This is a genomic window from Virgibacillus sp. M23 (genome assembly GCF_034190895.1).
Lineage (GTDB): Bacteria > Bacillota > Bacilli > Bacillales > Amphibacillaceae > Virgibacillus > Virgibacillus salarius.
Genome location: NZ_JAWDHA010000330.1, coordinates 1 through 413, shown reverse-complemented (window position 1 = coordinate 413; position 413 = coordinate 1). Strand labels below are relative to the sequence as shown.

The window sequence follows — 413 nt, the reverse complement described above, 5'->3', positions numbered from 1 at the left end:
ATAAGCTTACAACCAACTATTCTCGTCGCAAAAGATATGAATCAATAATATGGACATTAACTTCTGGACAATTTGATAAAGGGATTGAGGAATATGTTATTAGTGCTGTAGGAGAAAATAGTTTTGTCTATGCAACTGATCCCGTTTCAAAAACTGAAGTTATTGATTTTCCTCATCTTATGGCTACATTATCTGCTCTATTGTATGCGAATCTTCCGTTAGTTGGAACTACACAGCAAGATTTAGCAGGGTGGGGTGGTGATTTATTTACTGTGGCTGCAGATGTATATAAAAATAGAGATAAGTATAGTGGCGACAATGAAACAAGAACATATAAAGCTGCTTACGACTTGATCGGTACAAAAACATCGGCTGGCAACTTTGATAATTCGGATTTCCTTGGAGATATCGAT

Annotated in this window: 1 pseudogene; it reads left to right on the top strand. The window is 36.1% G+C overall.

Annotated elements, in window-relative coordinates:
• Window positions 1-413, top strand: a pseudogene (locus RVS70_RS22815) (hypothetical protein); the annotation flags it as partial.